Raw genomic sequence first — 24,255 nt, 5'->3', positions numbered from 1 at the left:
TTTGCCCTACCCGGCCAGGATGCTAGTGTTTTCCCCGTCAGCAGGCGCCGCTAGCTCAGTTGGTTAGAGCAGCTGACTCTTAATCAGCGGGTCCGGGGTTCGAGTCCCTGGCGGCGCACAGACGGTCGAAGGCCCCCACTCCGGTGGGGGCCTTCGGCGTGCCGGGGGTCATGCGGTGCTGCGGGTGACCTTGACCGCCCATTCGCCGTCGGCGCCGCGGCCCTCGACCTGGATGCGCACGCCGTCCTCGGTGTCGTTCATACTCTCCCCGACGCCGAGCGGGGCGTCGGCGAGCGGCGGGTAGACGGAGGAGCCCCGGCAGGCCGAGGCGCCCGGGTGCCCGTCGAGCACCTGGACGGGGCCGGAGCCGGACGCGGTGGTGCTGCGGACGCGGTAGACGAGGACGCCCTCGGTGCACAGGGAACGGTCGTTGCCGCCCGCGACGCGGGCCTCCATGGCGAGTGCGCTGTCGGGGCCGGTGCGGACCACCAGGAGGCGGGGGCGGTGGCGCTCGTCGGGGTCGTCGGGGGCGGAGAGCGGGCGCAGCGCGTGCATCCGGGGGTGGTCCAGGCCGACGCAGTCGACCTGGGCGTCGGTGATCCAGCCCAGCCGCCACTTGTGCCAGGCGAAGGGGTCGGGGGCCAGCCCGAACTGGCTGCCCATGAGGTCCCAGTCGCCGACGTAGGTGTCCCAGTCGCCGTGGCCGTTCTCGGGGCGGTGGTAGAGGTCCGGCAGGTCGAAGACGTGGCCGGTCTCGTGGGCGAGGACGTTGCGGTCGGGCGGGCTGTGCTCGAAGACGGTGACGAAGCGGCGGAGCTCGACGCCGTCGGCGTGCATGGGCTGGTCGAGGTTGACGACCTTGGTGGCGTCCGAGTCGACGCCGGGGGCGCCGGGGTCGGCGGTGAAGTAGACGAGGTCGTAGCGGCTGAAGTCGATGACCGGGTCGGCGGCGGCGACCGCGTCGCGGAGGTAGGCGGAGCGGCGGCCGGAGTCCCAGTCGCGTTGTATGCCGTACGAGGTGGAGGGGTGCGGCATGCGGACCCAGCGGTTGTGGATGTGGGTGCGCAGGCGGAACTTGCCGTAGGAGGCGCGGTCGAAGAAGCGGGAGGTGGCGGGGAAGTAGTCGCCGGAGAGCTGCTGGGGGGAGGTGGTGGGCCTGGCGTCGGGGAAGGACAGGAAGATCATCACCGCGTCGAGGTGGCGGTCGGGGCGGGGGTAGGCGCCGTTCCAGCCGTCGACGCCTTCGGAGTGGTGCGCGTCGGTGCGTCCCAGGGCGCAGGAGAGGGCGGCTTCGGAGGCGGTGGCCGGGCCGGCGACGATGGAGGTCGCGATGAGCGCGCTCAAGGAGGTGGCGACGGCTGCGACGCGCCGCATGCAGCGGCGGTCCACCCCGTGGGGTGTCTGTACGCGCGGCACGTAGACCTCCAGGGGTGGATTCGGGACACCCACTTACCCTGTGGTGATTTCATGCTCTTCGTCCTGATATGGCAGCCCGAATGAGTGACCCGCGCGCCTCCCCCGCCTCGTAACGGAAAGTCACAAGCGACTAAAGGTGCAATAGGGGCGAACAGAGCCGGGCAGAATTGGCTGAACTTCCGTCATGCGTGCGGATGGTCACGGCTTCGTCGCTGGATCGGCCCTCGTGCCAGCCTCTATGATCGCCACACTTTCCAGCGCGAGGTCCCCCCTCCGTCACGAGACAAGTGCCATGCGGGAGCGAGCAGTGAGCGGACACCCCGACAGCACGGGCCGCACGCCCGGAGCGACACTGCCCTCGGTGACGGAGCGTGATGGTTCGACCAAAGACCCCGACGCCCGGACCGCACCGCCGTCCTCCCCCGCCGCTTCGGACGGCACGACCGGCCCGCCGTCGTGCGACGCCTCGGCGCGCTGCGACGGCACCGCCGCCTCGCTCGGCGACTACCGCGCCGCCTTCCACACCGCGAGCCTGCCGATGGCCGTCCTCAACCGCGACGGACTGGTGCTCGCCGCCAACCCCGCACTCGGCGAACTGGTCGGCGCCGACCCGGACGAGCTGATCGCCGCCAACGCCGCCGACCTCACCGACCTGGGCGCCGACCCGAGGGTGTGGGCCGCCTACCGCGAGGTGCTGTGCGGCCGCAGCGAGCGGCTGCGCTGCACCCGGCGGCTGAAACGGTCCGACGGGGCGTCGGTGTGGGTGGAGGTGACGGTCGAGCCGGTCGCCGAGGGGCAGCCGGGCGGCGCCGAACGGGTGCTGCTGTCGGCCGCGGACATCAGCGACCGGCACGATCTGCTGGCCCGGGTGCGCCATCTGCAGATGCACGATCCGGTGACCCGGCTGCCCAACCGCACGCTGTTCTTCGAGCGGCTCACCGCGGCGCTGGAGGCGGCCTCCTTCGAGCGGTCGGGCACCGGCCGGATCGGGCTGTGCTACCTGGACCTGGACGGCTTCAAGGCGGTCAACGACACCTTGGGGCACCGGGTCGGCGACCGGCTGCTGAGCGCCGTGGCGCAGCGGCTGACCCGCTGCGCGGAGAGCGCGGCGGAGCGCGGGCCGGGCCGCGGCGGGCACCTGGTGGCCCGGCTGGGCGGCGACGAGTTCGCGCTGCTGGTCGAGAACTCCACCGGCACCGACCAGCTGGCGGAGCTGGCGCAGTCGCTGCTGGACGCGCTCCAGCGGCCGTTCGACCTGGCCGGGCAGCGGCTGTCGGTGTCGGCGAGCATCGGCGTCGTGGAGCGGGCCGCCGGCGGAACCACCGCGACCGGGCTGATGCAGGCCGCGGACACCACGCTGTACTGGGCCAAGGAGGACGGCAAGGCCCGTTGGACGCTCTTCGACCCGGAGCGCAACGCCCACCGGATGACCCGGCAGGCGCTGTCCAGCACGCTGCGGCCGGCGGTGGACCGGGGGGAGTTCACCCTGGAGTACCAGCCGCTGGTCGGGCTGGGCGACGGCCGGGCGCAGGGGGTGGAGGCGCTGGTGCGGTGGCGGCACCCGCAGTTCGGGGTGCTGGCGCCGAATCGGTTCATCGCGCTGGCCGAGGAGAACGGCGCGATCGTGGAACTGGGCCGCTGGGTGCTGGAGCGGGCCTGCTATCAGGCGCGGGCCTGGCAGCTGGCGCACCCCGGGGGGCAGCCGCTGTTCGTCAGCGTGAATGTGGCCGTGCGTCAGGTGTGGGACTCCGACCTGGTCGCGGACGTCGCCGGGATCCTGGCGGAGACCGGGCTGCCGCCGCGGCTGCTCCAGCTGGAGCTGACCGAGTCGGCGGTGATGGGCTCGGCCGGCCGGCCGCTGCAGGCGCTGCAGGCGCTCAGCGACATGGGCGTGCGGATCGCCATCGACGACTTCGGCACCGGCTACTCCAACCTCGCCTACCTCAGCCGGCTGCCGGTGTCGGTGCTGAAGCTGGACGGGTCGTTCGTGCACGGCTTCCGTTCGCAGGAGCACCCCAACCCGGCGGACGAGATGATCGTGGAGGCGCTGGTCGCGCTGGCGCACCGGCTCGGGCTCACGGTGACCGCGGAGTGCGTGGAGAGCGCCGAGCAGGCCGAGCGGCTCCGCCGGATCGGCTGCGACACCGGCCAGGGCTGGCTCTACTCCCGGCCGGTGGCCCCGGACCGGGTGGAGGCGCTGTTGGACGCGGGGCGCGCCTGCGGCTGAGCCGCGCCCCGCGCGCCCGGGTCAGCCCCGCGGGAAGTCGTAGGCGTCCGCGATCAGGTCGTAGGAGCGGCGGCGGACCTCGCCGGTGTGGGCGTTGGCGGTGATCATCAACTCGTCGGCGCCGGTGCGCTTGGCGAGGTCGTCGAGGCCCTGGCGGACGGCGTCCGGGGTGCCGTGGACGACGTTGCCGAGCCAGCTGTCGACGAAGTTCTGCTCGACCTCGGTGAAGCGGTGGGCGGCGGCCTCCTCGGGCGTGGGGACCAGGCCCGGGCGGCCGGTGCGCAGCCGGATCATGGCGAGCGCGCCGGTGCGGACCTGACGGAGCGCCTCCTGTTCGTCCTCGGCGGCCAGCGCGGAGACGCCGATCAGGGCGTAGGGCTCGGCGAGCGTCTCGGAGGGGCGGAACGAGGCGCGGTAGAGGTCGAGTGCGGGGAGGGTGTTGGCCGCGGAGAAGTGGTGGGCGAAGGCGAACGGCAGGCCGAGCGTGCCGGCCAGGCGGGCGCTGAAGCCGGAGGAGCCGAGCAGCCACAGCGGCGGGCGGTGCGGGGACTGGACGCCGCCGGGAGCGGTGGCCTGGACGGGGCCGGGGACGGCGTGGATCCGGGAGTAGGGGTGGCCGTCGGGGAAGGAGTCGTCGAGGAAGCGGGTCAACTCGGCCAGCTGCTGCGGGAATTCGTCGGCCCCCTCGTGGAGCCGCTCGGTGCGGCGGAGCGCGGCGGCGGTGGCGCCGTCGGTGCCCGGGGCGCGGCCCAGGCCCAGGTCGATGCGGCCGGGGGCCATCGCCTCCAGGGTGCCGAACTGTTCGGCGATCACCAGCGGGGCGTGGTTGGGCAGCATCACGCCGCCGGAGCCGAGCCGGATGCGGTCGGTGTGCGCGGCGAGATGGGCCAGCAGCACCGCCGGCGAGGAGGAGGCGACGCCGGGCATGGAGTGGTGCTCGGCGACCCAGTAGCGGTGGAAGCCGCGGCGCTCGGCGGTGCGGGCCAGGTCGACGGCGGTGCGGACCGCGGCGCCGGCGGTGCTGCCGGCGCCGACCGTCACCAGGTCGAGCACGGACAGGGGGACGGGTGCGGTGCCCAGGGCGGTGCCGGGTATCCCGTCGCCCCCGGGCCGGTCGTCGGTGCTCGGGGTCTGCTGGTCTTCGCCGCTCACGGTGCGGGTCCTCCTCGCGTCGCGCGTGGTGACGTCGTCGGGGGTTCCGACGCCGGTGGTCTGCGAGCAGGACAACCGGAGCAATGCTCCGGTTATTCCCGGGCGGGGACGGGGATTCCGTGCGGGCGGGGCGGTGGGCCCTACGCGCCGACCGCGCGGGAGAAGAGGGCGCCCAGCTCCGGGCGGGCGAGCGGGCGGTCGAGCAGCCGCAGGCCCTCCCAGACCGTCACCTGATTGGCGGTGAGGACCGGTTTGCCGAGCGCCGCTTCGAGGGCGGGCAGGTGGGCGGCGGTGTGCAGGGCGGTGTCCGGCAGCAGCACGGCCTCGGCGTCCGGGTGGTCGCCGGCGCGGGCCAGGGCCAGCACCTCGTCGCGGCCCCAGGTGCCGACCTCGGCGGCGGTGACGATGCCGCTGCCGCGGGTGGCGACGACCTCGGCGCCGGCGGCCTTGAGGAACGCGTGGAAGTACGCGGCGACGTCGGCGGGGTAGGTGGCGGCGATCGCGACCCGGTGGACGCCGAGCGCCTGGACGGCGTGCGCGAAGGCGAAGGAGGTGCTGGAGGCGGGCAGCCCGGCGGTGGCCGACAGCTCCCGCACCTGCTGCTGGGCGCCGTCCCAGCCGAAGACGAAGCTGGCGCTGGTACAGGCCCAGACGACGGCCTGGGCGCCGCGGTCCCGCAGCGCGCCGACGCCGGCCGCGAGCCGGGCCGCGGAGCCCATCTCCAGCAGGGCGTCGACGCGGTGGGCGTCCTCGCCGATGTCGGTGTGGACGAGCGGCAGGCGGACCGCGCCGCCCAGGAGGGCCTCCAGGCGGGGGTAGTCGTCCTCGGCGGAGTGGCCGGGGTAGAGGAAGCCGACCGATGCCATGCAGTTCTCCCTTGCGGGTGGTGGGTGCGGTGCGCGGTGGTACGGCGGACCGGGCTCAGGCCGGGGGCTGATGCCCGGGGTCCTCGGGGTGGTACGCGGACGGTTCGGGGCCGTCGCCGGGCTCCGCTTCGGGCGGCGCGGGCGGGCCGGCGAAGGCGGCCTCGGGGGTGGGCGGGGCGGGGCTGCACGGCGGTGGCCGGGTGCCGGTCATGGCGGCCGGGCCGCTGCGCGCCACCGGGTCGAGCAGTGCCTGGTACGGGCCGACGGCCTGCACGCCGATGGCGCGCAGCGCGGCCCACATCGTCACCTGGTTGGCGGAGAGCACGGGCATCCGCAGCTCCGCCTCCAGTTGGGGGATGACGTCGTAGGTGGGGAGGTTGGTGCAGCTGATGAAGAGGGCGTCGGCGGCACCGACGACGGCCGCGCGGGCCATGTCGACGACGTCGCGGTAGGGGACCTTCCAGATGTGCCGGGTGAGTCCGAGGTAGGCGCGGCCGGTGACGGTGATGGCGGCCTCGCCCAGGTACTCCTCCAGGGAATCGGTGACCGATTTGGTGTACGGGGTGACGACGGCGATGCGTCGTGCCCCGATCTCCTGGAGCGCCGCGAGCGCGGCGCCCGAGGTGGTGAGGGCGGGTACCTCCCCCGCCTGGGTCATGGCCACGCACATCGCGCGTTCGCCGGCCATGCCGCCGACGAAGCTGCCGGACGTACAGGCATAGGCGATGACCTGCGGCGATACCGCGCACAGCGCCTGGACGGCGGCGTCCAGGGTCTCGTGCTCGCTGACCAGTCGGGCCAGGTCGAGGCTGACCTCGACGGGTACGAAGGGAGTTCGGGTCAGGTGGAGGGACACGTCGTCGGGGACCCAGCGCCACAGCTCGCGGTCGAGCGCGAAGTCGAAGGGCGCGACGACGCCCACGCCGAGCTGGGGCTGTGGGCCACCCAGGAAAGAGACGTCCATGAAGGCCCCTAGAAGGCACGAAGGGCTGGAATGGCAAGGCCAGTGGCCGGGAGAGGTGATGCAGCCGGACAAGCCGGGACGTCGGGACAGAGCCGTTGTTGACACGGTAGATACGACTTCTTAGCGTGGTCAATCCTCGCATCTCAGGCATCTGTCGGCGCCCTGTTTCGTGATACGGGGCACTCGTTTCAGAACGGTTTCTCTGGCCTATGTCCGATCGCACCGGAAGCACCGGAAGCACCGACGACACCGGAAGCACCCGCAGCACCGTCAACACCGGCAGCACTGTCAACACCGGCAGCACCGGCAGCACTGTTCTCGTACTGGGTTCCGATCCGCGCCCGCGGCTGGACCGGCTCGCCGGACGGGCCGAGGTGGTCTTCGCCGACGAGAAGACTCTGGCCGGCCTACTCCCCACCGCCGATGTGCTGTTGGCCTGGGACTTCACCTCCGACGCGATCCGGGAGAGCTGGCCCGGGCGCGGCCCGCGGCCCCGCTGGGTGCACACCGCGAGCGCCGGCGTGGACCGGCTGCTGTGCCCGGCGCTGATCGCCGACGACACCGTGGTCACCAACGCCCGCGGGGTCTTCGAGCAGCCGATCGCCGAGTACGTCGCCGGACTGGTGATCGCCATGGCCAAGGACTTCTACGGAAGTTGGGAGCTCCAGCGTCAGCGGCGCTGGCAGCACCGGGAGACGCTGCGGCTGGCCGGGACCCGCGCGGTGGTGGTGGGCTCGGGGCCGATCGGCCGGGCCGTCGGCGGCACCCTGCTGGCACTGGGTGTCGAGGTCGATCTGGTCGGCCGTCGGGAGCGGGACGGCGATCCGGAATTCGGCCGGGTGCACGCCGCCGAGGCCCTGAACGGGCTGCTGCCGCACGCCGATTGGGTGGTCTGCGCGGCGCCCCTGACGGAGGAGACCCGGGGGATGTTCGGGGCCGCGGCGTTCGCGCTGATGCCGCGCCGGGCCCGCTTCATCAACGTCGCGCGGGGGCCGCTGGTGGACGAGGAGGCGCTGGTCGCGGCGTTGCGGGAGTGGCGGATCGCGGCGGCGGCGCTGGACGTCTTCGCGCATGAGCCACTGGGCGCGGACAGCCCGCTGTGGGACGTGCCGCACCTGATCGTCTCGCCGCACATGAGCGGCGACACCCTGGGCTGGCGGGACGTGCTCGCCGCGCAGTTCCAGGACAACTTCGACCGGTGGGCGGCCGGCGAACCGCTGCTCAACGTGGTCGACAAACGCCTCGGATACGTACCGGTGCAGTGACCCCGCGGGCCGTCCGGCTCCGGCCCGCGGCGGTCCGTGCCCCGCCCGCCGTCCCACCCGGGGCGGCCGACGCTCGGAGGACGCATGACCAACGGACCGACCCGCCTCGCCGACCTGACCGCCACCCGCCTGACGGCCGGCTACGCCGCCGGCGAGTTCTCCCCCGTGGAGGTGACCCGGGAGGTGCTGGAGCGCGCCGAGGCCGCCCAGGCCGCCGTCAACGCCTTCACCCGGATCGACGCGGAGCAGGCGCTGGCGCGGGCGGCGGAGTCGGCGGAGCGCTGGCGGCGCGGGGCGCCGGCCGGGCCGGTGGACGGGGTGCCGGTCACCGTCAAGGACGTGCTGCTGATGCGGGGCGCGCCGACGCTGCGCGGGTCGCGGACGGTCCGGGCGGAGGGCGCGACGTGGGACGAGGACGCGCCGGCGGTGGCCCGGCTGCGGGAGTCCGGGGCGGTGTTCGTCGGCAAGACCACCACCCCGGAGTTCGGCTGGAAGGGTGTCACCGACAGTCCGCGGCACGGGGTGACGGGCAATCCGTACGACCCGGGGCGGACCGCGGGCGGCTCCAGCGGGGGCGGTGCGGCGGCGGTGGCGTCGGGGGCCGGGCCGCTGAGCCTGGGGACGGACGGCGGCGGGTCGGTGCGGATCCCGGCGTCGTTCTGCGGGATCTTCGCGCTGAAGGCGACCTACGGGCGGGTGCCGGCGTATCCGGCGAGCCCGTTCGGGACGCTGGCGCACGTGGGGCCGATGACCCGGGACGCGGCGGATGCGGCGCTGATGATGGACGTGATCTGCGGCCCGGACTGGCGGGACTGGTCGCAGCTGGCCCCGCCGACCGGGTCGTTCCGGGAGGCGCTGGCCGGGAAGGTGGCGGGGCTGCGGGTGGCCTACAGCCCGTCGCTGGGCTGGGACGTGCCGGTGGCACCGGAGGTGGCGTCGGCGGTCCGGCGGGCGGTGGACGCGCTGGCCGGGCTCGGTGCGGACGTCGAGGAGGTCGACCCGGGCGTGGCGGATCCGGTGGCGGCGTTCCACACGCTGTGGTTCAGCGGCGCGGCGCGGTTGGTGCAGCCGCTGGGGCCGGCCGACCGGGAGCTGCTGGACCCGGGGCTGCGGGAGATCTGCGAGCAGGGCGCCCGGTACGGCGCGCTGGACTATCTGGCGGCGGTGGACGTCCGGATGGCGCTGGGCCGGGCGATGGGCCGATTCCACAGCGTCTACGACCTGCTGGTGACGCCGACCGAACCGATCACCGCGTTCGCGGCCGGCGTGGAAGTGCCGCCCGGTTCCGGCCACACCCGGTGGACGGGCTGGACGCCGTTCACCTACCCGTTCAACCTCACCCAGCAGCCCGCCGCGACCGTGCCGTGCGGGGTGGACGGCGACGGGCTGCCGATCGGAGTGCAGCTGGTGGGCGCGCGGCACGCGGACGCACTGGTGCTGCGCGCCGCGCACGCCCTCTACGAGGCGGGGGCGGCCGGGATCCCGGCGCCGACGGTGCCGTAGGGGGCGTCAGGCCCGGCGGAAGGCGAGGGTCTCCCCCAGCGCGCCGGCGCGCCACAGGTCCTGGCAGGCGTCGGCCATCCGGTCCAGGCCCTCGACGACCGCGCCCCAGACGATGCCCGGCACCCAGCCCGCGTCACCGTTGATCAGCAGGTTGTTGCGTTCGTAGAAGAGCGCGAGGTCGACGACGGTGGCGCGGCCGCGGTGCTTGGCCGCGCTTTCGTAGCCGTAGGAGGCGGTGCCCAACTGGGTGTCGCTGAAGGTGAAGTAGCACAGGTCGCCGGGGATCGGGGTGACCGTGGGGTTCTCCAGCGGCGGCTCCTCGGGGGCGAACGGCGGGACCAGGGCGTAGATCTCGTTGCGGGCGTACTTGGCGTGGTAGACGTCGCCGCCGAGCGGCAGCGCGTCCCAGATGGCGGCGCACGTGAGCGGAGCACGATCGTCGAGCAACTTGGCCGTGCAGCTGACGCCGCGCTTGTCCAGGGAGACTTCGATGAAGCGATCGGTCATATCCCGAGCGTAGGGGGCAATACCGGCGTACGGGAACATCTCCCGCGGCGGTGTGAAGGGCTCGAAACCATCGGCATAGGTGTGAACGGTTCGGGTAGCCGCGCGCCCATGGCTCCACCACAGAGCACGACCTCAGACAATCAGGGACCACATCCCGGCGGCCACACCCCCTGGAGACCCGAGATATCAGGACAACGGACCAGCGGTCTTCGCCGCCGGTCGCTGCTCGCGGGGGTGGCGGCGCTCGGCGCAGCGGGGGCGATCGGCGCGGCCAGCGGCTGCAGCCGGGTCCCGACCGCGCAGGCGCAGGGCGGCGGGCGGCTGTTGGAGCGGCTGCGCGCCAAGGGCTCGGTGACGCTGGGGCTGGCCGGCGAGCAGCCGTACGGCTACATCGGCACCGACGGCAAGATGACCGGTTCGGCGCCCACCATCGCCCGGGTGATCTTCAAGCGGCTCGGCGTCCCGCGCGTCGAGCCCTTCCCGACCGACTTCGGCTCGCTGATCGTCGGCCTGAACTCCCAGCAGTTCGACGTGGTCGCGGCCGGGATGTACATCAATCCCGAGCGCTGCGCGCAGGTCGTCTTCGCCGATCCCGAGTACCAGATGCTGGACGCCTTCATCGTCCGCAAGGGCAATCCGCTGAAGCTGCGCACCTACAAGGACATCGCGCGGACCGGCGCGCGGATGGCCACCGGCGTCGGCTACGCCGAGATCGACTACGCCAAGGAGGCCGGGGTCACCCACATCACCACGCTGCCCGACCAGTTGGCGGGGCTGCTGGCGGTCGAGCAGGGACGGGTGGACGTCTTCGTCGGCACCGCGGTGACGGTCCGCAACGTGGTGAAGCAGTCGCGCACCACCAAGGCGGAGGCCACGCCCGAGGTCACCCCGTACGTGAAGGGGAAGCCGGTGATCGACGTCGGCGGGTTCGCGTTCCGCACCCCCGAGACCGACCTCCGCGACGCGTTCAACCGCGAGCTCCACAAGATGAAGCGGTCCGGGGAACTCCTGGACCTCATGCGGCCCTTCGGCTTCACCGCGCAGCAGATGACGGAGATCACCGCCAAGGAGAAGTGCCGGCCATGAGCGACATCACCTGGGGTCTGTGGGAACTCCTCCTCAAGGGCGTGTGGATCACCGTCCAACTGACCGTCTACAGCGCGGCACTGGCCGCCGTCGCGGCCTTCGGCATCGGTCTGGCACGCACCCACCGGCGGTGGATCGTGCGGTTCCTGTCCGGGGCCTACTTCGAGATCTTCCGCGGCACCTCCGCGCTGATCCTGATGTTCTGGATGTTCTTCGTGCTGCCGATGGGCTTCGGCTGGCAGTTGGCCCCGATGTGGGCCGCGGTGCTGACGTTGGGGCTGACCTACGGCGCGTACGGGTCCGAGGTCGTCCGGGGCGCGATCGCCGCGGTGCCGCCGGGGCAGCGCGAGGCCGGCGTGGCGCTCAGCTTCTCGCCCGCGCAGACGCTGCGGAAGATCGTCCTGCCGCAGGCCTGGCCGGGAATGGTCCCGCCGTTCAACAACCTGCTGATCGAGCTGCTCAAGGGCACCGCGCTGGTGTCGATCCTGGGCGTCGGCGACATCGCCTTCGGCGCCTCCCTGGTGCGCAACGCCACCGCGCAGAGCGCCCCCGTCTACACGATCATCCTGGTGATGTACTTCGTCCTGGCGTTCGCCCTGACCCGCGGGATGCGGGCGGTGGAGCGGCACGCCAAGGCCGGCATCGGGCAGGCGCCGGCCGGGCGGTCGCGGCTGCGGCCCGCCACCGGCCCGACGGTCACCGGTGCCGCCGCTCCCGCGGAAGGTGAGGCCCGATGAAGTTCGACTGGTCCGCGGTCGGCGCCTTCCTGCCGACGTTCTGGAACGGCGTCCTGGTCACCCTCCAGGCCCTGGCGCTCGGGTCGCTGATCGCCTTCGGGCTCGGCCTGGTCTGGGCGTTGGCGCAGCGCTCGTCCCTGAAGGCGGTGCGCTGGCCGGTGACCGCGCTCACCGAGTTCGTGCGCAACACCCCACTGCTGGTGCAGCTGTTCTTCCTCTTCTACGTGATGCCCGAGTGGGGCGTCACGCTCAGCGCCCTGGCCACCGGCGTGATCGGGCTGGGGCTGCACTACTCGACGTACACGGCCGAGGTCTACCGCTCCGGTATCGACGGTGTCCCGGCCGGCCAGTGGGAGGCGGCGATCGCGCTCAGCCTGCCGCGCCGCCGCACCTGGACCGCGGTGATCCTGCCGCAGGCGATCCGCCGGGTGGCGCCGGCCCTGGGCAACTACGTCATCGCGATGCTGAAGGACTCGCCGATGCTCTTCGCCATCGGTGTGCTGGAGATGCTGGGCGAGGCCCGGCAGTTCTCGTCCCAGACCTTCCAGACCGTCGAGCCGTACACGGTCGTCGGGGTCGCCTTCGTCGCCATCGCCTACCCCGCCTCCCTTCTCCTGCGAGCCCTGGAGCGCCGCCTTGTCCGCTGACCGCAGCACCCCGAACACCCCGCCCGCCGACGGCACCGACGCCGCCTCCGCCTCCGGACAGACCGAGCTGATCCGCTTCGAGGCGGTCACCAAGCGGTTCGGCTCGCACACCGTCCTCGACGCGCTGGACATGAAGGTCTACCCCGGCAAGCACGTCACGCTGATCGGCCCGTCCGGCTCCGGCAAGACCACGATCCTGCGGCTGATGATGACGCTGCTGAAGCCGGACGAGGGCACCATCAAGCTGGGCGACCGGTATCTCACCCACGAGGACAAGGGCGGCAGGCTCGTCCCGGCGAGCGACCGCTACAGCCGCGAGATCCGGAAGAACATCGGCATGGTCTTCCAGCAGTTCAACCTCTTCCCCAACATGAAGGTGCTGCGGAACATCACCGAGGCCCCCGTGCACGTCCTCGGCATGGACAAGGACGCGGCCGAGCAACGCGCCCGCGAGCTCCTGGACCTGGTCGGCCTCACCGCGCACCTCGACAAGTACCCCTCGCAGCTCTCCGGCGGCCAGCAGCAGCGGGTCGCCATCGCCCGGGCGCTGGCCATGCGCCCGCAGGTGCTGCTGCTGGACGAGGTGACCTCGGCCCTGGACCCGGAGCTGGTGGCCGGCGTCCTGGACCTGCTGCGGGACATCGCCCACAGCACGGACATCACCATGCTCTGCGTGACGCACGAGATGAACTTCGCCCGGGACATCTCCGACTGCGTGATGATGTTCGACGCCGGGCGGGTCATCGAATTCGGCCCGCCGGAGCAGATCTTCACGGCCCCGGAGCACGAGCGGACCCGGGAGTTCCTGAGCGCGGTGCGGTAGACGGCGCCGGCGGCGGTGCCCCGGTGGGCGCCGCCCGGGGGCGTGCGGAGGTGCGGCACGTGGTGCGCGTCTTTGCACGCCCCGCCCGCGTCCCGTCGGCCCGGTGGACGGGTGCCGGGACCGCGCACCGCGCATTTTTGAGACATCCGTGACCACTGCGCTGCAGGTGACGGATGAGGTGTATGAACATCAGACGGAAAGACGTACATCAGGCGGAAGGGCGGGGCGTGCGAGCCTCAGGCGAAAACCCGACACTCCGTCAACTCCGCACGTCACCGCCGGCCGTCAACCCCGATCGTCAGCGGACCGGCCGGTCGGCTCCGGTCAGCCGTTGTCGCCGGTCCGCGGGGCATCCCACGCTCCGCTCATGACCTGGGCATATGCCAGAGTGCAGGGCGCCTGCACAGACGCGTGAACCAATCCGGTTTTCGGTCAAGACCCCCTCCATCGGCGCCCGTTGACCGCTATCGTGGTACGAGCCCGTTGTCCGGAAGCGAACCGCGTTCCACGTGGTCGCGCCCGCCGACAACGGTCACGACGCAAGCGGTACCAACCTCTTAGGGGGACACCGTGGCGCTGAAGCCCGAGCCGACCGCGCCGTTCCATTCGGTGCAGCACGCCCTACGCGTACTCGAAACGATCTCGCGGCACGCCGATGGCGTGGCCGACGCGCAGATCGCTCGCGAGACCGGCCTGCCGGCAGCCCACCTCACACAGCTGTTGTCGATGCTGCGCCGCGAAGGCTACGCCCAACAGCTCGCCGACGGCGCGTATGTCGTCGGCGAGTCGCTTCTCCTGCTGGGCTCGGGCTCCGACCGCAGCCGCGCCCTGCGCGACAAGCTCCAGCGCACGCTGGACCAGCTGCGCGATTCGGTCGGAGCGGCGGTCTACATCAGCCGGTACATCGACGGCGAGGTGAAGATCCTCCACTACGCCGACGGCCCGCTGGCCCCCAAGGTCAACGAGTGGGCCGAATTCCGCCGCACGGCACACGCCAGCGCGGTCGGCAAGTGCCTGCTGGCCCAACTCGACCACGACGGGCGGATGGACCACCTCTCACGCCACAAGACCGCCCGGCTCACCTCCCGGACGATCACCAACGAGAAGGTGCTCTTCCACAAGCTCGACAGCCAGCCACCGACCGTCCCCGTCCTGGACCTCCAGGAGTACGCGGTCGGCACGGTCTGCGCCGCGGTGCCGATCACCGCCGGCAAGACGGTCGGCTGTCTGGCGCTGTCGATGCCGCTGGAGAACGCCCACCGCCTGCGGCAGGCCGCCGACACCCTCAACCGCAGGGCCGCGCCGGTCCTGCTGTCACTGGCGATCTGAGCACCGGGGCCGGCGGTGAGCACCCCGGCGCGCTCCGGCGCAGGGCCTCTCCGGGCCCGATCGCCAGGGTGGTCATGAGCACCCCTCTCGACCAGGTAGTATTTCTTTCGTCAGCAGGCGCCGCTAGCTCAGTTGGTTAGAGCAGCTGACTCTTAATCAGCGGGTCCGGGGTTCGAGTCCCTGGCGGCGCACAGCGAATAGGTCGCTGACCTGGGGCTTCTCGGTTCACCGAGAAGCCCCTTTCGCATGCCGTGGTGGCGCGTGCCCTGATTGCCGTGTGACGTAATCCATCCGCGTGCGTCCACGTCTATCCATATTTATCCGCTTCCATCCACGCCCATCCTTCGGTGTGCCGATGTCGGAGGCGTCATGGATGACGGTGGCGGTGGCGGTGGCGGTGGCGGTGGCGGTGGCGGTGGTCAACGCTCCAGAAGATGCTCCCGGCCGTGGTCGCGGTACTGCGACAGGAGGGCGGCACGGTCCTCGTCCGTGAAACGGCGGTAGCGCAACGGTCCGGAGCCCGGCCGTTCGACGCGGCCGCCCGCGGCTCGCGCGCGAAGGCGCGTCGGGGGCTCGATCGGCCGCCACCAGACCGGGTCCGGGCAGTGGAAACCGGCCCGCCGGAGCGCGACCCGATGGATCTTGTTGGTCGCGGTGACCGGCAGCGCGGCGACGGCCCGCACGAACCGGGGCGCCATCTTCGTACCGAGGTCGGGCTGGGCGGCGAGGAAGGCCGCGAAGTCGTCCGGGTCGAAGGCCGTGCCGTCGGGCAGCGCGAGCGCCGCCATGACCTGATCACCGGCGACCGGGTCGGGCACGGCGTAGACGGCGGCTCCGGTGGCCGGGGCGTAACGGGCGAGGATGTTCTCGATCACCGCGGCGGCCAGGTTCTCGCTGTCCACCCGCAGCCGGTCGTCCGCCCGCCCCGCGAAGTGGAAGAACCCCTCGGCGTCCCGGAAGAACAGGTCACCGGTCCAGTACCAGCCCGCGCCGACGCCGCCCCCGGACCGGCCCCGGGTGCGGGCGGCGGTGGCCTCCGGGTTGCGCCAGTAGCCCTCGAAGGCGCTGCGCCCCCGGTTGACCAACTCCCCTATGGCCTGCGCACCGTTGAGCAGCCGGCCGGCCGGGTCCAGGTGGGCGCGCGGCAGTTCGTCGCCGGTCTCCGGGTCGACGACGGCGAGGTCGTCCCCGGGGGCGGGGCGGCCGACGGCGCCGGCCGGGGTGTCCGGGGTGCGTTGCAGGGACGCGCCGCCTTCGGAGGAGCCGTACCCCTCGATCAGGCGGACGCCGAACCGGTCGGCGAAGCGGGCGACGTCCACGGCCCCCGCCTCCGTCCCGAACCCGGTGCGCAGCGGGTGGTCGCGGTCGTCGGGGGCGGGCGGGGTGGCGAGGAGGTACTGCACGGCCCGGCCGACGTAGGTGAAGTACGTGGCCCCGTAGCGGCGTACGTCGGGGAGGAAGGCGGAGGCGGAGAAGCGGCGGCGCAGGGCGACGGCCGCGCCGCCGGCGAGTGCCGGGGACCAGCCGGCGATCACCGCGTTGCCGTGGAACATCGGCATGCACAGATAGTGGACGTCCTCCCTGCGCACCCCGAAGTAGGCGACCAGGGAGTGGCCGGCGGCGGCGAGCCTGCCCTGGGTGCACAGCGCGGCCTTCGGCGCCCCGGTGGAGCCGGAGGTGAAGTAGAGGAGCATACGGGTGGCAGGGTCCGGCCGGCCGGCCCGGCCGTGCCCGGTGGCACGGAGCGCGGACCCGAGGACGTCCTGTGGCCGCGCGCCCTCGTACGGGGCGAGCAATTCCCGGTAGGCCGGATCGTCGGGGTCGTCGTCGGTGAGCAGGATGCGCTCGGGCGGCAGCGGCAGGTCGAGTCCGGCGAGCAGCGGCAGGTGGGCCCGTTCGGTGATCAGCAGCGCGCAGTCGGTGTGGGCGATGTCGCGGACCAGCTCCGGGCCGCGGCGGGTGGGGTTGATGCCGGCGACGGCGGCTCCGGCGAGCGCCGCCGCGCCCAGCCACAGCGGGAATTCGGGGACGTTGTCGAGCAGCACCCCGATGTGCGGCTCCGCGCCGCGCGGCAGTACGTCCCCCAGCAGTGCGGCCCGCGCGGCGGCGGCGCCGGCGACCTGGTGATGGGTGAGCGCCGAGTCCTGGTACTTGAGGGCGATGCGGTGGTCGCCCCACTGCGCCTGGACCAGCTCGGCGATGGTGCGGGCGCCGGGGCGGTCGGGGGCGGCCTCGACGGGTCGGTCGGGCGTGGTGACGGGGCCGCCGAGGCGGGCCTCGGCGGAGCTGCCGGCCGTGTCACGGCCGGGCGGACGGCAATCGCGGGCGTCGCGGGCGAGCGGACTGTCGCTGCGGGAGCTGTCGGCCACCATGACGGCGGAGCCTAACTGACGCAACGTCAGATGTGGAGGGCGTGGGCGGGCCGCACGCCGGTACGACCCGAGAGGACGCGATCAAACCGGAGAACTCCCCCACAGCCCCCTCAACCCCCGGGCCTGCCTCCGCCCCCACCCAGGACCAACCCGTGGTGTGACGCCCCCGAACTTCCCCCGCCCGTACGGTTCTTACACGGCGCCGAACCGACGAGACCAAACGACGAGACCAAACGACGGGACCAGGCCGACGGGACTAGGCCGACGGAACACCAGGCGGACGGGAGACCAGGCCGACGGCACTGAACCGGCGGGACGGAATCCCGGAGCGGCCACGGAGCAGTCACAGAACAACCGCACACGATCTCGGGGCGGCGAGGGCCTCCCCGAAGGAAGGACAGGGAGGCCCCATGAAGGCATCGCTCAGGAGAGATCGACGTCCGAGCAGGCGTAGAACGCATTGCCCGTGTCGGCGATGTTCCATACGCCCAGGATGATGTGGCGCCCGGACTTGAGGGTGGGGACGGTGCCCTGGTGCTGCACCGTCTCCCCCGGCCGCGCACCACGCATCGGCACCGTCATGAACGGCTCGGGTTCGAGGTCGGCGCGGGTGAGCGGCTTGGTGGGGTCGTAACCGTCCTTGGTGATGAAGTACTCGAAGTCCGTGGTCGCGTGGCGGGCTGTTAGGCGCCAGGTGAAGGTGTAGCCCTGCCCCGGCGAGAGCTTGGTCGCGGGCCACGCACCGCCGCGCGGGTCGTCCAGCTGGGCGAAGTTGTCGTGCCCACCGGAACATATCTTCCCGTCAGCCGGGCCGGCGGCCGGGAACCCCTTGGGCGCCTCGACACTCTGCGGCTCGTACTGGATGGCGCCACAGTCCTTGACGGTGCCGTTGGCGCAGAGCGCCTGCCGGCTCGGGGGCGCATCGCTGTAGCCATGACTGGAGGCACTGCCCGTCGCGAGAAAGGAGGCCCCGACGATACCGAGGCCGATCACGGCAGCACTGAGCTTCTTACGCATGCTTCGCTCCTGAAGTACGTGGGGGAAGGGAACGCCCGGAGAGGACGACGGAGAGGGAGGGAGGGAGCCGTCGGGTGGGTGGGGGCGGGGCAGGGGGCGGGGGCAGGGGGCGGGGGCAGGGAAAAGCGAGGAGAGACAGGGAGAAGGGCGCGGGGGTTGAGGTGCCCAGGGCGGCGGGCGTGGGGTGGGGTGGGGTGGGGGGAAGAGCGGAGGGGATAGCGGGAGCGCTGGGGGTCGAGTGAAGGCTGGCGCCGTGTGGTCCAGACCAACCGGCAGACTAGTGAGGCGAATTGAGCATGTCTAGACCATGAATCGATCGCGTCCGCGCCTCCGTCGTGGTCGTGCCCCGGTCGGATGGGCGGGGGTTGTCAGTGGTCTGTGTGAGAGTGACGGGCATGCAGACAACACCTGATGGCCGCCCGATTCCGCCCCCGCATGCCGGGGAGCGCGAGAACCTGAAGAGCTGGCTGGACTTCCATCGCGCGACGCTGGAACTGAAGTGTGCGGGCCTCGACGACCGTCAGCTGCGACTGGCCTCCGTGGCATCGTCGTCGATGACGTTGTTGGGGCTGGTTCAGCACCTGGCGGAGGTCGAACGCCATTGGTTCCAGCGGGTGTTCGCGGGCGAGGACGTGCCGCTGGTGTACGGGGAAGGTTCGGGTGACGGCTTCGCGCTCTCCCCGGACCGGGGGATCGATGCGGCCCTGGACCTCTGGCGTGCGGAGGTCGCCCGGGGCAAGGAGCTGATCGCCGATGCGTCGCTGGAGGACTCGGGTGCGCTCTCGGAGCAGGAGGCCGGGTACCTCGGCGACCAGGGGGTGTCGCTGCGCTGGATCCTGGTCCATCTGATCGAGGAGTACGCGCGTCACAACGGGCATGCGGATCTGATCCGGGAAGGCATCGACGGCGCCACGGGCGCCTGAGGTCGGCGCCGGCACTCACCGGGGCGGCGGGGCGGCACCACTCCCCGCCGCGCACCGAATATCGGACACCAGGCACCGGTCACCGCGCACCAGGCACCGCGAGTCCCAAGAACCGCAGGAACGCCGGGCACCACGCGAGCACCGCGCAGCACAGGAACACCAGAAGGCGCAGGAACACCGGGCGGCACAGGAACGTCGGGTGGCGTCGAGGTCGCGGGGGCGCCGGGTGTTGCGGTGGTGGGGCCAGGGGACCGGCCGGCCCCGGCCCGTCGGGCGGGGCCTAGGCCGCCTCGGGGAGGGGGCCGTCCGGTGTGGGGGCGGCGGCGGTTTGGACGAGGGCGGTGTAGGTGCGGCGCAGCGCGATGAGGGATTCCTGGGCCTCGCGGTAGACGGCGGCGTCGGGGCCGCCGCGGTGGGCGAGGGTGCGGACGGGTGCGCAGTGCCGGTCCATGGCGCTGAGCCAGGCGCGGTGCTGGGCCGGCAGGTGGCGGCGCAGGTGTTGGCGTCGGCCTTCGCCGGGGCGGCGTCCGCCGATGCCCAGGACGGCGTCGGCGGCCTGGAGGACAGGGGGTTCCAGGGCGCCCTGTTCGGCGAGCGCGGCGAGCACCGCGCGCTGCTGGTCGGTGGCCGGGGCCGCCGCCAACTCCGCTGCCTCGGAGTGGAGTTGGGCGCGCAGGGCGTGCTGGATGCGGACCAGGCGGCGCAGTGCCGTCGGTGTGGAGGAGTCGTCGGGGGCGCGGCCGGCCAGGGTGTCGGCGAGGCGGAAGAGCCAGATGCCGTGTGCCTCCAGGCGGGTCGCGGCGAGCATCAGCCGGTCCAGGCGGCTGAGCGGTTGGCCTTCCGGGGCCCAGCGCACGATCGGGACGAGTTGTTCGGTGCGGGCCAGCTGGTCGATGGGGATGTGGCGGCGCGGTTTGCGTTCCGGGGCCCAGTTGTGGAGCGCGAGGGTGGGCAGGGCGACGAACTGGTCGTGGTCGATGCGGTGGGCGATGGCGGCCCAGAGTTCCAGGAACGCCTCGTTGGCGACCTCGCGGGCGGCCGGTGCCTGCGGGTCGAGGGCGCCCCAGCCACAGGACACGGCGATGACCGCGACGCGCATCGCGGCGGCCTCGGCGTTGCGCGGCGAGAGGCGGGAGACGCGCTGTCGCAGGGCGGTCAACTCGTCGGCGCGGTCGGCGCGGTCGACGATGTCGACGGCGGTCGCGCGGTCGGTTGCGACGGCGGCGTCGCGGGCCAGGGCGTCCAGTCGGGTCCAGGTGCCGATCATGGAGCGTACGGGGGGCCGCTCGGGGAGGAAGCCGTGTGCGCAGGGGTCGTGCGGGGCCGGGGCGCCGGTGGTGTCGCCGTCGGCAGGGGTGGTGTCGGTGGGGGTGGTGTCGGTGGGGGTGGTGCAGCCGGTGCGGGTGCCGGGCGGGCCGGCCTGTGCCGGGATGCGGACGGCCGGGTCGGCGCCGGTGACCGGGGGCGCGCCCGCTTCGGTGGCGGTGGTCGCGCGTATGGTGCGGCGGACGTCGGGGGTGGTCGTCATGGGAGTGGGAGTCATCAGCACTTCCCCGCTAGCAGGCGGGCCAGGTGGGCGTCGATATCGAGGTGGCGGCCCTCGTGGCCGGGCGGGACGATGGCGGTGGTCTGCTCCAGCCAGGCGGTGAGTTCGGTGGTGCGCACCGCCAGCTCGCAGATGCTGTCGTCGGTGGCGAGTTCGATGTGTACGCGGTGGGCTCCGCCGGCGCGGTGGGTGGGCCAGACCCGGACGTCGCCGTGCCCGACCTCGTCGCGCAGTCCGTCGATCAGCAGGTCGCGGGCGAACAGCCAGGTGGCGACGGTCTCGCCGCGGCTGATGAAGGCGACCTCGACCTCGTAGGGGCGGTCGCTGCGGTAGCTGAACCGGCCGGCCACCGGAACCGTGTCGTCCGGCCCGAGGAGGAGCTGCATCTCAAGGGTGCGCTTGGCTGTCGACACCACGACGATCAACCTTTCCGAGGAGGGGCGAGTCCCGGGGCCCCGGGTCGGGGCTCGCGTCCTAGCAGACGTCGGCTTGCGGGATGGGGTTGCAGGCGATGGCGGAGTAGTGATGGACGCCATGATCCGCGGGGGAGCGGGTGGGTGCGGCCGGTGGTGCGGCGGCCGGGCCGGGTGGGGTGTGGTGGGTGCGGTGTTGCGGGCGGGGTGTTCGGGAGTGTCATTTCCCTTCACCTCCGGGCCGACTGGTCGTGGGGTCCGCGTGCCCGGCCCGGTTCCGCCGTGCCCCGACGCTGGCCTCACCCTCTCAACCGGCAGGAGATACCGCATGTTGACGGGGCAATCGCGGCACTGCGGCCATGGATTCGATCTTCACAGAGCGATGTGGGCGGCCTTGTAGGCGAAGGTCCTGATGTCGCGGGACTTTCGGCCCGGGTCGGAAGGGCGGGTGGTGCGGTAGAGGCGGGTGGGGTCGGCAGGGTGGGCGCGGAGGTGTGGGTGGGGCGGGCGGCGGGCGGGCGCGCGGGTGACGGGGATCACAGGGGGCGTGGGCGTGGGGGGCGTATTGGTGGGTACGGACCACCCCTGGAGTTCGTGTAGAGTTTTCTTCGTCAGCGCGCGCCGCTAGCTCAGTTGGTTAGAGCAGCTGACTCTTAATCAGCGGGTCCGGGGTTCGAGTCCCTGGCGGCGCACGTAGGACTGAGGCCCCTCGCATTGCGGGGGGCCTCAGTCGTGTTGTGGTGCGGTGTCGTGGGCGTCCGGGGTCGCGGGGCGCGGCGGGGGTGCGTGGGTCGTGGGGCGGCCGACGGCGGCGGCGTCGCCGGTCGCGGGGAATCGCGCCGGGCCGCTGTCCGGCAGGCCGGGGTGGCCGCCGCAGAGCCAGCAGGTCAGCAGCAGGACGGTCCAGACGATGCCCGCCAGGAGGCGGGTGGTGGCGGGTGCGTCGCGCGGGGGTTCCTTCCCCGTGGCGGTCCCCGGGGCGGTCGTGTGCTGTGCGTCCGTCGGGGCGGCGGGCCGGTCGGGGCGGTTCGGGGTGGTGGTTTCCTCAGTGTTCGTCGGCACTGCCGTTCCCCTGGCGTTCGCGGCGGAGGCGGAGTCGGAGGCGGAGCAGCTGGCCGGCGATGACCAGCGCCGCGCCGCCCGCGAGGACGAGGCCGACGGCGGAGGTGCTGCTCAGTTCGCGGTGGGCGGCGAGCTGCCGGGGGTCGGGGCCGGCGGGGTGCGGGGCGACGGGCGCGGTGCGGGGCGGGGCGGTGGCGGCCGGGGCGACGGCGGTCGGCGCGGTGGCGGGGCCGTGTGCGGCGGTGGCGGCGTACGCGGGTGTCGTGGTCAACGCGCACGCCGCGATCGCGGCGCAGAGTGTGAGCTGCGGTGAGCGCATGGTGCACCTCCGGATACTTCCGAAGGTCCGCCGGTGCGCTGCCGGGCGCATCCGGGGCGGGGCCGGGCTGCGCCGTTCGGGTGGGCGGGGGTCCGGCGGGGTGGGTCAGACCAGGTCGACGAGGTCGGCGATGGAGTCGACGACGCGGGAGGGGCGGAATGGGTGGCGTTCGACGTCCTCGGGGCGGGTCAGGCCGGTGAGTACGAGGAAGGTTTCCATGCCTGCTTCCAGGCCGGCGACGACGTCGGTGTCCATCCGGTCGCCGATCATGGCGGAGCTCTCGGAGTGGGCGCCGATGGCGTTGAGGGCGTGGCGCATCATCAGCGGGTTGGGCTTGCCGACGAAGTACGGTTCGACGCCGGTGGCCTTGGTGATGAGGGCGGCCACGGAGCCGGTGGCGGGCAGTGGGCCTTCGGTGGAGGGGCCGGTCTCGTCGGGGTTGGTGGCGATGAAGCGGGCGCCGTTCTCGATGAGTCGGATGGCCTTGGTGAGCGCTTCGAAGCTGTAGGTGCGGGTTTCGCCGAGGACGACGTAGTCGGGGGCGTGGTCGGTGAGGATGTAGCCGATGTCGTGCAGGGCGGTGGTGAGGCCGGCCTCGCCGATGACGTAGGCGGTGCCGCCGGGGCGCTGGTCGTCGAGGAACTGGGCGGTGGCCAGCGCGGAGGTCCAGATGGATTCCCAGGGGACGTCCAGGCCGATGCGGTTGAGGCGGGCGTGGAGGTCGCGGGGGGTGTAGATGGAGTTGTTGGTCAGGACGAGGAAGGGCCTGCCGGACTCGCGCAGCCGCTTGATGAAGGCGTCCGCGCCGGGGACGGGGACGCCTTCGTGCATGAGGACGCCGTCCATGTCGGTGAGCCAGGACTCGATCGGCTTGCGCTCTGCCACTGCCACTCCTGTGGTGCGTGTTGACCAGGGCTGGCCGGTTGGCCAGGGCGTCGGCCGGCCGGGTGGCGGCCGACGGCCCCAGCCTAAGTCAGGGGTGGGCCGCTGGTCCCGGTCCGTGGTGGTCAGCTTCCGGTGGCCGTCTTCCAGGCGTTGATGTAGGTGTCGAGGTTCTTGTCGATGTCGTTCCAGTTGGGTTCGAAGACGTCGACACCGTTCATGATCTTGGCGAGGGCGGTGGCGTTGGGGTCGGTGGCCTTGACGTCCTTGCGGGAGGTGAAGCCGCCGCCGACGGCGGAGACCTGTTGCTGGACGGGCTTGCTGATCAGGTAGTCGAGGAACTTCCGGGCGTTGGCGGCGTGCGGGGCGTCCTTGACCAGGCCGGCGGCGTAGGGGAGGGCGAAGGTGGTGGGTCGGGCGCCGGGCTTGGGGGCGGGGAAGAAGATGCCCTGGTTGGGCATGGACTTCATGTTGGCGTAGTTCATCTGGACGTCGCCGTTGGCGATCAGGAGTTCGCCCTTGTCGGTCTTGGGGGCGAGTTGGCCGGTGGAGGAGGACGGGCCGACGTTGTTGGCCTGGAGTTTCTTGAGGAAGTCCATGGCCGGGCCCTGGCCGCCGAAGTCGTGCAGGGCCTTGATGAGGACGGCGGTGCCGTCGCCGGCGACGCCGGGGGTGGAGTACTGGAGCTTGCCGGCGAAGCGGTGGTCGGCGAGGTCCTGCCAGGTGGCCGGGGGTTGCTGGAGTTCCTTCTTGTTGTAGATGAAGCAGAAGTAGTTGTTGACGATGGAGACCCACTTGCCGTTGGGGTCCTTGTCGGCGGCGGCGACCTGGTCGGAGCCGTTCGGGCGGTAGATGTCCAGCAGGCCCTTGTCGTCGGCCTGTTGGATGAACGGGGGCAGGGTGACGAGGACGTCGGCCTTGGTGTTGGCGCGTTCGCGGGCCAGGCGCTGGACGGCGGCGCCGGAGCCGGACTCCACGTAGTTGACCTTGATGCCGGTCTGCTTCTCGAAGTCCTTGAAGACCTTGTCGTAGAAGCCGTCGCCCTGTTCGCTCTTGAGGCCGTCGGCGCTGTAGACGGTGATCTCCTTGGCCTGGGGGTCGGCGGAGGGGGTGCCGCAGGCGGTGACGGAGCCGGCGAGGGCGAGGACGGCGGCGCCGGCGGCGAGGGGGCGGTGCGGGCGGCTGGGCATGGTGGGTGC

The 24,255-nt window shown here is 72.4% G+C and carries 23 protein-coding genes and 3 tRNA genes; 12 read left to right on the top strand and 14 right to left on the bottom strand.

All coding sequences use genetic code 11. The features are described 5' to 3' along the window. Positions 1-44 precede the first annotated feature (44 nt). Positions 45-118 (top strand) — tRNA-Lys (locus SNOUR_RS25205). A 50-nt stretch (positions 119-168) separates the two neighbouring features. On the opposite strand, the gene SNOUR_RS25200 is transcribed toward SNOUR_RS25205, so the two are convergent. Beyond that, on the bottom strand, positions 169-1,374 hold the full coding sequence (locus SNOUR_RS25200; RefSeq protein WP_067358740.1) for a M6 family metalloprotease domain-containing protein: 1,206 nt from the start codon (positions 1,372-1,374) through the stop codon (positions 169-171). Positions 1,375-1,777: 403 nt separating this feature from the next. Between SNOUR_RS25200 and SNOUR_RS25195 the strand changes: the two genes are divergently transcribed. Beyond that, positions 1,778-3,643 carry a putative bifunctional diguanylate cyclase/phosphodiesterase gene (locus SNOUR_RS25195; protein ID WP_067351206.1) on the top strand — a complete coding sequence of 622 codons (1,866 nt, stop codon included), beginning with the start codon at positions 1,778-1,780 and terminating at the stop codon, positions 3,641-3,643. A 21-nt stretch (positions 3,644-3,664) separates the two neighbouring features. Here the strand turns inward: SNOUR_RS25195 and SNOUR_RS25190 are convergent, their stop codons facing one another. The 3 genes from SNOUR_RS25190 to SNOUR_RS25180 form a co-directional block, all read right to left on the bottom strand. Next, on the bottom strand, positions 3,665-4,795 hold the full coding sequence (locus SNOUR_RS25190) for an LLM class flavin-dependent oxidoreductase (RefSeq protein ID WP_067358738.1): 1,131 nt from the start codon (positions 4,793-4,795) through the stop codon (positions 3,665-3,667). A 140-nt stretch (positions 4,796-4,935) separates the two neighbouring features. After that, entirely contained in the window at positions 4,936-5,661 is a 726-nt protein-coding gene (locus SNOUR_RS25185; protein ID WP_067351203.1) for a maleate cis-trans isomerase family protein, read from the bottom strand. Between the two features lie 55 nt (positions 5,662-5,716). Then, positions 5,717-6,625 (bottom strand): maleate cis-trans isomerase family protein, encoded by a 909-nt coding sequence (locus SNOUR_RS25180; RefSeq protein WP_067351200.1) that lies wholly within the window; start codon positions 6,623-6,625, stop codon positions 5,717-5,719. 209 nt (positions 6,626-6,834) lie between these two features. Here SNOUR_RS25180 and SNOUR_RS25175 point away from each other — a divergent pair, with 209 nt between their 5' ends. Continuing rightward, positions 6,835-7,890: a D-2-hydroxyacid dehydrogenase gene (locus SNOUR_RS25175; protein WP_312633607.1), complete on the top strand. Its 1,056-nt coding sequence runs from the start codon at positions 6,835-6,837 to the stop codon at positions 7,888-7,890. Between the two features lie 84 nt (positions 7,891-7,974). Beyond that, on the top strand, positions 7,975-9,393 hold the full coding sequence (locus SNOUR_RS25170; protein ID WP_067351198.1) for an amidase: 1,419 nt from the start codon (positions 7,975-7,977) through the stop codon (positions 9,391-9,393). A gap of 6 nt (positions 9,394-9,399) precedes the next feature. Here SNOUR_RS25170 and SNOUR_RS25165 read toward each other — a convergent pair whose 3' ends face one another. Beyond that, complete coding sequence (locus SNOUR_RS25165) at positions 9,400-9,900, bottom strand: DUF3830 family protein (protein ID WP_039636164.1); 501 nt, start codon at positions 9,898-9,900, stop codon at positions 9,400-9,402. Between the two features lie 234 nt (positions 9,901-10,134). On the opposite strand from SNOUR_RS25165, the gene ehuB reads away from it, so the two are divergent. The 6 genes from ehuB (at position 10,135) to SNOUR_RS25135 (ending at position 14,713) form a co-directional block, all read left to right on the top strand. After that, a complete protein-coding gene (gene ehuB, locus SNOUR_RS25160; RefSeq protein ID WP_312633602.1) occupies positions 10,135-10,986 on the top strand; it encodes an ectoine/hydroxyectoine ABC transporter substrate-binding protein EhuB in 852 nt (283 codons plus the stop codon). Then, a complete protein-coding gene (gene ehuC / locus SNOUR_RS25155; protein ID WP_067358734.1) occupies positions 10,983-11,723 on the top strand; it encodes an ectoine/hydroxyectoine ABC transporter permease subunit EhuC in 741 nt (246 codons plus the stop codon). The genes ehuB and ehuC overlap by 4 nt, the downstream gene beginning before the upstream one ends. After that, on the top strand, positions 11,720-12,370 hold the full coding sequence (ehuD, locus tag SNOUR_RS25150) for an ectoine/hydroxyectoine ABC transporter permease subunit EhuD (protein ID WP_067351194.1): 651 nt from the start codon (positions 11,720-11,722) through the stop codon (positions 12,368-12,370). Before ehuC ends, ehuD begins: the two co-directional genes overlap by 4 nt. Continuing rightward, positions 12,360-13,193, top strand: coding sequence for an ectoine/hydroxyectoine ABC transporter ATP-binding protein EhuA (gene ehuA, locus SNOUR_RS25145; protein ID WP_376738546.1), 834 nt, complete (start codon positions 12,360-12,362; stop codon positions 13,191-13,193). The genes ehuD and ehuA overlap by 11 nt, the downstream gene beginning before the upstream one ends. A 570-nt stretch (positions 13,194-13,763) precedes the next feature. Further along, complete coding sequence (locus tag SNOUR_RS25140) at positions 13,764-14,522, top strand: IclR family transcriptional regulator (RefSeq protein ID WP_067351190.1); 759 nt, start codon at positions 13,764-13,766, stop codon at positions 14,520-14,522. A gap of 117 nt (positions 14,523-14,639) precedes the next feature. Beyond that, positions 14,640-14,713, top strand: a tRNA-Lys gene (locus SNOUR_RS25135). 228 nt (positions 14,714-14,941) lie between these two features. On the opposite strand, the gene SNOUR_RS25130 is transcribed toward SNOUR_RS25135, so the two are convergent. Together SNOUR_RS25130 and SNOUR_RS25125 are read right to left on the bottom strand one after the other, a co-directional pair. Continuing rightward, a complete protein-coding gene (locus tag SNOUR_RS25130; protein ID WP_079142870.1) occupies positions 14,942-16,894 on the bottom strand; it encodes an AMP-binding protein in 1,953 nt (650 codons plus the stop codon). Positions 16,895-17,317: 423 nt separating this feature from the next. Continuing rightward, positions 17,318-17,911: a lytic polysaccharide monooxygenase auxiliary activity family 9 protein gene (locus SNOUR_RS25125; protein ID WP_067351188.1), complete on the bottom strand. Its 594-nt coding sequence runs from the start codon at positions 17,909-17,911 to the stop codon at positions 17,318-17,320. A 395-nt stretch (positions 17,912-18,306) separates the two neighbouring features. On the opposite strand from SNOUR_RS25125, the gene SNOUR_RS25120 reads away from it, so the two are divergent. Further along, on the top strand, positions 18,307-18,834 hold the full coding sequence (locus tag SNOUR_RS25120) for a DinB family protein (RefSeq protein WP_067351185.1): 528 nt from the start codon (positions 18,307-18,309) through the stop codon (positions 18,832-18,834). A 280-nt stretch (positions 18,835-19,114) separates the two neighbouring features. Here SNOUR_RS25120 and SNOUR_RS25115 read toward each other — a convergent pair whose 3' ends face one another. The 3 genes from SNOUR_RS25115 to SNOUR_RS46355 form a co-directional block, all read right to left on the bottom strand. Further along, positions 19,115-20,377 (bottom strand): hypothetical protein, encoded by a 1,263-nt coding sequence (locus SNOUR_RS25115; protein ID WP_312633599.1) that lies wholly within the window; start codon positions 20,375-20,377, stop codon positions 19,115-19,117. Next, complete coding sequence (locus tag SNOUR_RS25110) at positions 20,377-20,793, bottom strand: SsgA family sporulation/cell division regulator (RefSeq protein ID WP_312633598.1); 417 nt, start codon at positions 20,791-20,793, stop codon at positions 20,377-20,379. The genes SNOUR_RS25115 and SNOUR_RS25110 overlap by 1 nt, the downstream gene beginning before the upstream one ends. A gap of 372 nt (positions 20,794-21,165) precedes the next feature. Next, on the bottom strand, positions 21,166-21,333 hold the full coding sequence (locus SNOUR_RS46355) for a hypothetical protein (RefSeq protein WP_159425917.1): 168 nt from the start codon (positions 21,331-21,333) through the stop codon (positions 21,166-21,168). A 78-nt stretch (positions 21,334-21,411) separates the two neighbouring features. On the opposite strand from SNOUR_RS46355, the gene SNOUR_RS25105 reads away from it, so the two are divergent. Then, positions 21,412-21,485 (top strand) — tRNA-Lys (locus SNOUR_RS25105). A gap of 34 nt (positions 21,486-21,519) precedes the next feature. Here SNOUR_RS25105 and SNOUR_RS44760 read toward each other — a convergent pair. From SNOUR_RS44760 to SNOUR_RS25085, 4 genes are all read right to left on the bottom strand, one after another. After that, positions 21,520-21,855, bottom strand: coding sequence for a hypothetical protein (locus SNOUR_RS44760; RefSeq protein WP_067351180.1), 336 nt, complete (start codon positions 21,853-21,855; stop codon positions 21,520-21,522). After that, complete coding sequence (locus SNOUR_RS25095; protein WP_067351177.1) at positions 21,839-22,174, bottom strand: hypothetical protein; 336 nt, start codon at positions 22,172-22,174, stop codon at positions 21,839-21,841. The genes SNOUR_RS44760 and SNOUR_RS25095 overlap by 17 nt, the downstream gene beginning before the upstream one ends. Positions 22,175-22,279: 105 nt before the next feature. Then, entirely contained in the window at positions 22,280-23,059 is a 780-nt protein-coding gene (locus SNOUR_RS25090) for an HAD-IIA family hydrolase (RefSeq protein ID WP_067351173.1), read from the bottom strand. A gap of 122 nt (positions 23,060-23,181) precedes the next feature. Then, positions 23,182-24,246 carry a 2-aminoethylphosphonate ABC transporter substrate-binding protein gene (locus SNOUR_RS25085; RefSeq protein ID WP_067351171.1) on the bottom strand — a complete coding sequence of 355 codons (1,065 nt, stop codon included), beginning with the start codon at positions 24,244-24,246 and terminating at the stop codon, positions 23,182-23,184. Positions 24,247-24,255: the final 9 nt, after the last annotated feature.

The organism is Streptomyces noursei ATCC 11455 (genome assembly GCF_001704275.1).
GTDB classification, from domain to species: domain Bacteria; phylum Actinomycetota; class Actinomycetes; order Streptomycetales; family Streptomycetaceae; genus Streptomyces; species Streptomyces noursei.
Note: the sequence above shows the minus strand (reverse complement) of the source record. Positions and strands in the feature narration are given on the sequence as shown.

Coding starts and splice junctions, on each gene's coding strand:
- SNOUR_RS25200 (WP_067358740.1), bottom strand. CDS start 1,374: ATGCGGCGCGTCGCAGCCGTCGCCACCTCCTTGAGCGCGCTCATCGCG.
- SNOUR_RS25185 (WP_067351203.1), bottom strand. CDS start 5,661: ATGGCATCGGTCGGCTTCCTCTACCCCGGCCACTCCGCCGAGGACGAC.
- SNOUR_RS25180 (WP_067351200.1), bottom strand. CDS start 6,625: ATGGACGTCTCTTTCCTGGGTGGCCCACAGCCCCAGCTCGGCGTGGGC.
- SNOUR_RS25175 (WP_312633607.1), top strand. CDS start 6,835: ATGTCCGATCGCACCGGAAGCACCGGAAGCACCGACGACACCGGAAGC.
- SNOUR_RS25170 (WP_067351198.1), top strand. CDS start 7,975: ATGACCAACGGACCGACCCGCCTCGCCGACCTGACCGCCACCCGCCTG.
- SNOUR_RS25165 (WP_039636164.1), bottom strand. CDS start 9,900: ATGACCGATCGCTTCATCGAAGTCTCCCTGGACAAGCGCGGCGTCAGC.
- ehuC (WP_067358734.1), top strand. CDS start 10,983: ATGAGCGACATCACCTGGGGTCTGTGGGAACTCCTCCTCAAGGGCGTG.
- ehuD (WP_067351194.1), top strand. CDS start 11,720: ATGAAGTTCGACTGGTCCGCGGTCGGCGCCTTCCTGCCGACGTTCTGG.
- SNOUR_RS25130 (WP_079142870.1), bottom strand. CDS start 16,894: ATGGTGGCCGACAGCTCCCGCAGCGACAGTCCGCTCGCCCGCGACGCC.
- SNOUR_RS25125 (WP_067351188.1), bottom strand. CDS start 17,911: ATGCGTAAGAAGCTCAGTGCTGCCGTGATCGGCCTCGGTATCGTCGGG.
- SNOUR_RS25120 (WP_067351185.1), top strand. CDS start 18,307: ATGCAGACAACACCTGATGGCCGCCCGATTCCGCCCCCGCATGCCGGG.
- SNOUR_RS25115 (WP_312633599.1), bottom strand. CDS start 20,377: ATGACTCCCACTCCCATGACGACCACCCCCGACGTCCGCCGCACCATA.
- SNOUR_RS25095 (WP_067351177.1), bottom strand. CDS start 22,174: ATGCGCTCACCGCAGCTCACACTCTGCGCCGCGATCGCGGCGTGCGCG.
- SNOUR_RS25085 (WP_067351171.1), bottom strand. CDS start 24,246: ATGCCCAGCCGCCCGCACCGCCCCCTCGCCGCCGGCGCCGCCGTCCTC.